General features: G+C 45.0%; 7 protein-coding genes. 2 read left to right on the top strand and 5 right to left on the bottom strand.

The genetic code is table 11. The features are described 5' to 3' along the window. The first annotated feature begins 177 nt into the window (after positions 1-177). Together H0Z19_RS10995 and H0Z19_RS10990 are read left to right on the top strand one after the other, a co-directional pair. Positions 178-1,548 carry an FAD-binding oxidoreductase gene (locus tag H0Z19_RS10995; protein ID WP_290726588.1) on the top strand — a complete coding sequence of 457 codons (1,371 nt, stop codon included), beginning with the start codon at positions 178-180 and terminating at the stop codon, positions 1,546-1,548. Then, positions 1,548-2,666 (top strand): (Fe-S)-binding protein, encoded by a 1,119-nt coding sequence (locus H0Z19_RS10990; RefSeq protein WP_290726587.1) that lies wholly within the window; start codon positions 1,548-1,550, stop codon positions 2,664-2,666. The genes H0Z19_RS10995 and H0Z19_RS10990 overlap by 1 nt, the downstream gene beginning before the upstream one ends. Positions 2,667-2,725: 59 nt before the next feature. On the opposite strand, the gene H0Z19_RS10985 is transcribed toward H0Z19_RS10990, so the two are convergent. The 5 genes from H0Z19_RS10985 to H0Z19_RS10965 form a co-directional block, all read right to left on the bottom strand. Then, complete coding sequence (locus H0Z19_RS10985) at positions 2,726-4,252, bottom strand: MBL fold metallo-hydrolase RNA specificity domain-containing protein (protein WP_290726585.1); 1,527 nt, start codon at positions 4,250-4,252, stop codon at positions 2,726-2,728. After that, positions 4,249-5,259, bottom strand: a complete 1,011-nt coding sequence (locus H0Z19_RS10980) for a DNA recombination protein RmuC (protein ID WP_290726583.1) — start codon at positions 5,257-5,259, stop codon at positions 4,249-4,251. Before H0Z19_RS10980 ends, H0Z19_RS10985 begins: the two co-directional genes overlap by 4 nt. A 21-nt stretch (positions 5,260-5,280) precedes the next feature. Continuing rightward, positions 5,281-6,003 carry a DUF6293 family protein gene (locus H0Z19_RS10975; RefSeq protein WP_290726581.1) on the bottom strand — a complete coding sequence of 241 codons (723 nt, stop codon included), beginning with the start codon at positions 6,001-6,003 and terminating at the stop codon, positions 5,281-5,283. 52 nt (positions 6,004-6,055) lie between these two features. Next, on the bottom strand, positions 6,056-7,957 hold the full coding sequence (locus tag H0Z19_RS10970) for a hypothetical protein (RefSeq protein WP_290726579.1): 1,902 nt from the start codon (positions 7,955-7,957) through the stop codon (positions 6,056-6,058). A gap of 2 nt (positions 7,958-7,959) precedes the next feature. Then, on the bottom strand, positions 7,960-8,179 hold a 220-nt coding region (locus H0Z19_RS10965), incomplete at its 5' end, for a hypothetical protein (RefSeq protein WP_290726576.1).

Genomic DNA, 8,179 nt, shown 5'->3' with positions numbered 1-8,179 from the left:
AGAAGAACGTGGAGGACATGGTAAAATCTGGAGCGAGGTTTGCAGTTTTCAACTGTCCCATGTGCTACGTTGCACTGGCAGAAAGAACTGCAAAGGCTGGACTGATGCCAATTCTCGTCAGCGATCTGTGCAGGCTTGCAGTTGGTGAGATGCCAAAAATTCCGGGGCGTGGTTGAGATGTACGAGGAGCTTAAGGCAATTGTTGGCGAGGAGAATGTCTCAAAGGAGCCAGAGGAGCTGTACATTTACTCCTCAGACCCAGGAACAATGCCGCCAGTTAAGCCGGATTACGTTGTGATGCCGAAAACGACTGAAGAGGTGCAGAAAATCGTTCTGCTGGCAAACAAGCATAAGGTTCCGGTTGTGCCGATGGGAGGAGCGTTGTCGCTGAGCGGTTTGGTCAGGCCTCTTAGGGGCGGGATAGTTGTTGACATGAAGAGAATGGACAGAATAATCGAGGTAAATGAGAGGGCGAGGTACGCTGTGGTCGAAGCAGGAGTGAGTGAGGGCAGGCTCAAGGCCTACCTCGACAAAAAGTATCCTTCTCTCCGCATTTCAACTCCAGACGCGCCACCAATAGCCACCGTTACCGCCAACGCCCTTATTCACGGATCCGGCAGATTGTCCCAGATCTACGGCTTTCATTCGGAGATGGTAACTGGGATGGAGGTCGTACTGCCGACAGGGGAGGTATGCAGAGTTGGTTCGTGCAGCGTCTCCCCCTACTGGTTCTCCCGCTCCCCCTTGCCCGACCTCGCAGGACTCTTCATCGGCTGGTTCGGCAGGACGGGAATCGTTACCAAGCTGGGTATCAAGCTCTTCCCCAAGCACCGCTACAGAGATGTGATGATCTTCGTAACCGAGAATCCATCTTATGTGAGCGATGTGATATGGAAAGTTGCCCACACGGAGATGGCAGAGGATATCACGGTGTGGGCGCAGCCAAAGCCTGAGTGGGCCGAGGGATTCCAGCACACGACGATATATGTAACAGCGGACAGCGAGGAGGAACTTGAATTCAAGGAGAAGATCATTCGCAATGCCCTGATGGACTACATAAAGCAGAAGGAGGGGGGATTTCTATACCTTACACCCGCAATGAAGGCGATGTTCCTTCAAGAGCCGATGTCCCAGCTTGTCAGGTTTGCAGACGTGAGAAAGGGAGGGGGATTCGAGTACGTTGGGGCAATTCTGCCGGTTGATCTGTTCGATGTTGCTTATCAGAGAGGTCTGGAGATCGTGGAGAGGCTGGGGGTTGACTGGGCCTTCAGCATACGCATCATCGGCAGATCGCACTGCATGATGTTCGCCTATGCCTATCCTTTCAACAGAGCAGATGAGGAGGATGTTGAAAGGGCTAGAAAGGCTCTGCATGAAACCAACAAAGCTGTACTGGAAATGGGTGGAATACCATGGAAGGCTGAGGCTCCAGCGCAGCAGCTGATACTGGAAAGTATGGATGAAGGGGCGAAGAGGCTGATAAAGAGTGTGATCGAGATGCTGGATCCCAATGGCGTAATGAACCCCGGAAACTGGGAGGTGAAATGATGATGGAGAAGGTCAATTATGCTGAAATCGTTCACCGCTGCTTCAGATGCGGATACTGCAAATTCCCGTCAGACTACTCGGAGATCAATTGCCCATCGTATGCAAAATACCGCTTTGAAACCTACTTCTCCGGCGGGAGGATGTGGCTGATAAGAGCGTGGATGAACAACGAGATAGAGTGGAGCGAACATTTGGGGGAGATAATGTACTCCTGCTCCACATGCAGAAACTGCGTTGAGCACTGCGTTTTCAAATTCAACGAGCAGCTCGTGGATGTCTTCATCGCTGCAAGAAGCGACATGGTTGAGAGGGGACAGGTTCCGAAGAAGGTTGGGGAGTTCTTCAGCAATCTCGCAAAGTTTGGCAATCCCTGGGGCTACGCTGCCAGAAGGCTTGAGTGGGTTGGAAGGGATTACGCCAACAACGAGTTTCTGCTGCATGCAGGCTGTGTGGCTACCTACGACGACAGGGCAAAGAGGTCTCTGAAGGCTCTGCTGGAGCTGCTCGATGCTGTGGGTGTGGATTACGGTGTTTTCAGCGATGAAATTTGTGAAGGGAATGAGGCAATGGTCATGGGTGAATTTGGCTTATTCGAGCAGCTTATGGAGCAGAATCGGAGAAGATTTGAGGAGAGGGGCGTGAAGAAAGTTTTAACCCCAGATCCACACGCATTCAACGCCTTCAAAAATTACTATGGTATGGATGCAGTTCACCACACCCAGCTCCTCTGGAATCTTGTGAATAACGGAGAGCTGAAAGTTAGGAGGGTTAAGGAGAAGCTAACATACCACGATCCCTGCTTTCTCGGAAGGTGGAATGGCGTTTACAAAGAGCCTAGAAAACTGCTGTCGAGAATTGGAAGTCTTTACGAAATGCCGAGAAACCGCAAAGATTCCTTCTGCTGCGGAGGAGGAAGCGGAAATTTCTACACCGATTACCTTGGTGGTAAAGATAGCCCAGCAAGGATTAGAGTTAAGGAGGCTGCCGAGACTGCTGAAATTCTTGTCACGTCCTGCCCGGTTTGCCTGATGATGCTTGATAATGCTGTAAGTGATGAGGGGCTCGAACTGGAGGTTAGAGACATCTCCGAGGTTGTGCTTGAGGCTTTGAAGTCATAACAAATCTGACTCAGTTGTACTGCTGCCGAAATTGAGTTTCACGTAGGGTCAGCTCACCTCTACACTCTTCCTATTTTTAAGCAAAACCACACCCCAAAGTTCTCGGCAAAGCGCTCAGAATTCTCGGTATGCACCGGAATAATCTTATCAGGGTCGATCTGCTCAATAATCCACCTCAGATCGTCTTTCGATGCATGTCCCGAAGCGTGGTAGCCCTTCACGAATCTCGGCTCTGGCCTTTCACCTTCAAAAACCATCTCGAATCCGTAAACCTTGAAATTAAACGTAGCAAGCCATTTGTAAAGCCTGAGAAAGTCGAACTCATGTTCCTCGCTATGTGCCTCGCTTGAAGAGTAAACGTAAGCTCCACCTTCAGGCTTGATATCCAGCAGGTGCTTCATGTCATAGAAAGAGAAGCAGAGGATGTAGCCATCAGGATTCCGCCTTATCTCCACCGGATCCACGTAGCTCTCGCCCCAGTTTTTCATCACGATGTTGGTCTCCCACTTGTCCCTCCTGTCTTTGAGCTCCCTGTATATCCCGACACCATCCATCCTGCTTACACCATCTACCAGTTCTATGGCGTGGAGCATGTAGGCGTCTTTAGCTGTAACAACTAGCTGTCTTGACGTCTTCTCAGCAATTTCCTTGAAAGTTTCAAGCCTCTCAAAGTTTCTGGGAGAGAAGTCCGCTATAACCAGACCTTTGCTTTCTTCAACAGCCTTCAGGCAGTTCTGGTAAACGTCATTCTCTGAAACGTTAATGTCCTCTCCTCTGCCAGCTCTAGTTCCCTCGATGATAAGAGTTGAAGCATCTTTCGCCCCTCTAACGAATTTTCTGGTCTCATCTCCCTTCTTTCCGTGAAGCCTCATGTCTCCAGTGTAGGCAATGGCCGTATCGCCGTAGAGGATGTATGCGGTGGCCCCGTAAATTGAGTGATCCACCTCAAACGCTTTCACGTCAAATGGGAGTTCTCTGTCACCAATGCAGCAAACATCCCCAGCTTGAAGCTTTTTCGCATTCTTCGAATCCTGCCCTGGTTTGAAGCAGAGAAAATCCCTAAGTTCGTCGCTGATGTTATCCGTGCAGATAAAATCTCTGCCCTGATAGGGCTTCCCGTAGGGAGTTTTAAGAACCCTGCTGTCCTCACCGAACTCTTTTGGGGAGTGGTAAACGACTTCACCACCAGCTCCCGGCCTTCCAGAATCCCTCATCGCCTTCAAAATTGCGAGGGTTGTTGCTGATGCAACCAGTGGTATGGCCTCGTGCAGATAACCAGCATTTCCGCAGTGGTCAAGGTGGGCGTGGCTGAGCAGAACCGCCTCAACATTCAGTTTTGGGTACTGGGATACATCAACATCTGAAGGGATGAGATCAGAGCGATAGATGTTGAGTTCCGGTATAAGGCCTAGGTAAAGAGGGTCGTGAATTCCCCTGCCACTTCTCTCACTCAAAAATTCGGCGAAATACTCTCCATACTTCGCAAAGTTCATGCCAAAATCCAGAAAAACTCCTCTGCCATTCTCCTCAACATAAATCTTGTTCCCGCCTATTGTTTCGGCTCCATCATAAACGGTTACATTCACTCTTCCACCTCCTCAAATCTGCAGACTGAGGAGAAATAGCTCTTCAGGTCGCTGAAGGATGTTCTCACATCCGAAGCTTTCTTCGATGCGTTTCCAACGTGTCTGAACAGCGTTTCCAGATCATTCTCAAGGTTCTCTATATACTGCCCCATCTTTCCAAGCTTTCTCTGTATCTCCTCTGCTCTCCTCGAAATCTCCTGAACCCGGATCCTTGCTGAGATCAGGCTTAGATAAGCGGGAAGAACTGAAGGGGAAGACAGGATAACACCCGCCTTTGACGCCTCAACCGCCAGATCCGGCTCCTCAGAAATTATGTGGTAGAAAATTGTGTCGGAGGGTACGAACATGAGGGCGAAGTCGAGAGTGTTTTCTTTGCCGACGTACTTGCTCCTTATATCTTCAACATGTTTTCTCAGGTCTCTTACGAAGCTGTTCCAGTGCTGCTTTTTCTCAGCCTCACTCTCAGCTTCAGAATACCTCTTGAAGTTCTCCAGAGGGAACTTGGAATCTATGCAGAGGAACTTTCCGTCCTCGACAAGAATGCACGCATCCGGAATCCCAACTCCAATATTCTTCTGAAACATGATCCTGTTGGCAGGAAAAATGTCCTTCAGAAGACTTTCGAGCTGCATTTCACCGAATTTGGCTCTCGATTGCTTGACCTGAAACATTGATTTAAGGTCGGATGTTATGGCTTTGAGATCTGCAGAGGCTTCGCTCAGTTTTCCAAGGTCTTCCTGAATTCCGAGCTCCTTGAGGGAGGTTGCAAAGGCTCCCTTTATAACCTCGGAATTCTTTGTGAGGGCTGAGGCGAAGAGGCTCTCAAACACACTGCCTGAGCTCTGAAACGTTTTCGAAACAGCACCCTCAACAATGGCAGGGATGTTCTGGCTGACATCATTGAACTTCTCCTTCAGAACTGCAATCTCTTCCCTCTGCCTTCTGTGGATGAAGTAAATTACAACCAGGAGAACGAAAAACAGAGAGAGGGTAATCAGTTCTATCACGCTACCACATCCCCATAAACCTTAAACCGCCTTCTGCAGCTCAAGACCAGCACCCCCCGCACCCTTAACCAGAAAAACACCGAGGGGTGTTAGTTCAATCCTGACGTTCCTTCCAACCTTTACCTTCCTCACTGCACCCATTCTCTCCAGTTTGGCTATGTGGTGGCTCAGCCTGCTTCTCTCCTTGAAGAAATCCTCGCTCTTTCTGTCCAGTCCCGGATTCAGCCTTTTAATCAGTTCATCAAGAGCATTCACTCCACCATCTATGGCCGCGAGAATCTCAATCTGCTCCTTTGCAGGAAAATCGACTGGAAGTGTTGGGATCTCTATAACTTCTTCTATCCCGATCTCCTCTTCATTCTCGTTGTACTTGGGTATGGACGTGAAAATTCTTGATTCGGTAACGCATGCGGCAATATATCCTGCTATGGCGAGTGAGCGGAGAGAGCCTGATGCGTTGATTATAACCTCCCTCCCCTCAGCTTTCTCAGCTCCGATTATTTCTATGAGCTGCATTGCAGCCCTGATCGCGTTCCTCTTGTCAACCCTTGCAATCTCAACATCCCAGACGACCTCAAGCTCCTTCTTTAGCTCTTCAGCTGTCTTTCTTGCCCTCTTTTCTCCGGGAAGCTCTTCCTCTCCAACAAAAAGGATGATCTTTGTGACTGGCAGCTCCCTCAAAGCTCTTACCGACTCAAGAAGTCGCTCCTTGTGGTGGCCGACGAACACTAATTGGGTTATCACAATAGTTGATAGATTTCATAATACTTAAGTTTTTTGTTCAAGCATTTCAACATTAGGTGGAATGAAGCCATTTGAGTATTTTATTATATAATCCTACCAAAGTATTCCATACAGTCCCTAACACTCCGATAACTTTAGCAATGATAATTATCGGGCCTATAATTGTTGCAAGACTTACTAAAATACCAAAATGCAGGTATATTACGTATGCTGCCAATATAATTAGAACAATTAGCAATCCTACAATCAAAATATTTTTACGCTTATGTCTTTCTCGCTCTTTTTCGAGGAGTTCACGAAACTCTTTATGTATCTCTTGCCTAAGTTTCTCCCTCTCTTTTTCCAGAAAATCTCTTTTAGCTTTATCAAGTAGTTCAGTCGGCTCTAACTTTCTTACATTCTCTACATATCTCTGTACGTAAGTGGACCCCACAATCTTTCTAATAGTGTCTATTGATATAGCCGGGTCATTGATTAATGGTCCTAACACTGAAATCCCCAGTAAGACTTGTTCAGCGTCTATACCATTTCCAGAGTCAATAATCAACTGCAACTTTAAGAGCTCCGTTAGAGTCTTTGAAACGTCAGCTGAAATAAATGGTAAGACCATATCAAACCAATCACTAACAAATACCGAGACTGGTAAATCTTTTCCAAGAAGTGTAGTTTCAGCAAAGATTAATGTTCTATCACGAGTTAAAAACCAGTATCTAGGTCCAATTAGCTCATATTCTGCGTCATTTTGACGTAGTCTGTCAACAAAAAGTATATTTATAGCGTCATGTCTAACCGCTGATTCAATTTTCTCCGAGTTTGCAGTTTTTACAACTTCAAGAACTTTATGGAATTCTTCGTTTTCTAGACTGATTTCACTATCATCTAGCAGAATTCCAAATTTGTCTTTTAATAATTCAGTAAAATTTTTCATCTCTGATAGAAATACATTCCAAGAATAACCAGCATGTTTTTCCTTCCTTTTTAAAAATGTTTTTAGAAATACATCATCTACCAACTGTTTCACGCGTTTGGTCCCTAGGTTTGTTAGACCTAAAATCTCAACTTTGTAGTAAGAGTAAAGATGATTACTGTACTCTAGTCTCCGAAGGAACTCCTCTTTCGTATGTGTTGTTATCGATAATTTTATGCCCAATTGAGAAGTGTATTTAATTACATCTCTCACTGCATCATGAGCTTCATGCTCCTCACATAGTAGTGGTATTATTATATTTGTGTCTAAAAAAACTGTTACATTTGCCAAGCTCTCTTTCTGCAGTTTTTTTAGTCCTGGATCTAAATTTAATATTTGTATTAGATAATATGTTTGAGCAATAGATGAGATATATCTCGCTATTGTTTCTTCTTTCGATGCCTTCTCTAGAAGTTGTTTAATTGTGAGTTTTATAACTTCTTTTAAATTTTCGTCTCTAATATCTGAGACAGCATTATCTAAGATTACTTCACATCTTGGAATACTCCTATCCATACTGTGAGTTAATAATAATTTAGCACTTAATGATCCCCATCTTTCAAACACTTCTCCCAAAAAACTATATAAACAACGTTTTACAATATCAATTTCTTTTTTAGATGGATTACGTTTAATATTCTTTTTAAATATTTTAATAAATATATCCTCTGCTTTTGATTTTACTTCGTTGTGTTTGGTAAGTATTTTAGTTATCCTATTAATTCCTTGAGTTGTCAATTTGTAACGTTTTTCTTGCTCGATAATATCTTTTTTTACGAGTAATCTCCTAAGAGCCTCTTTTACGATAAAAGGAGGTATGTTTTCAAAACCAAAAGTCTCCTTAGTTTTGTCGATTATCTCTGTCTCGCTTAATTGTGTGTCTCTATAATACCGCAACGTGAATAACAGTATATACTCCCATCCCAATTCCCGGATTTTAGAAAAATCATTGCCAATATCAAGTGCAAAGGATGCTAATTCTAGCATTTTTAAGGTATTTGCTGGTATATTGACGAGATTACTATTGGTAGTCTCCATGTCAAATAATTAACTTTTCTCAGTTTAACTTTTACTACAAAAACTATGAGACCTGTCCACATCACAACTAGTATTGACAACTTACAGAACAGATTCAAGTTTTTCAGTCTATTTGCTATTTCCGCATCTCCCTGAACAAACTGCTTCTCAGAAAGTAAATCAGAATGAAAA

The organism is Archaeoglobus sp. (assembly GCF_017656475.1).
In the GTDB taxonomy this organism is placed as follows: Archaea; Halobacteriota; Archaeoglobi; order Archaeoglobales; family Archaeoglobaceae; genus Archaeoglobus.
Note: the sequence above shows the minus strand (reverse complement) of the source record. Positions and strands in the feature narration are given on the sequence as shown.

Bases quoted from the DNA above. Each gene is read 5' to 3' on its own strand.
- H0Z19_RS10990 (WP_290726587.1), top strand. From the start codon at position 1,548: ATGATGGAGAAGGTCAATTATGCTGAAATCGTTCACCGCTGCTTCAGA.
- H0Z19_RS10995 (WP_290726588.1), top strand. From the start codon at position 178: ATGTACGAGGAGCTTAAGGCAATTGTTGGCGAGGAGAATGTCTCAAAG.
- H0Z19_RS10970 (WP_290726579.1), bottom strand. From the start codon at position 7,957: ATGCTAGAATTAGCATCCTTTGCACTTGATATTGGCAATGATTTTTCT.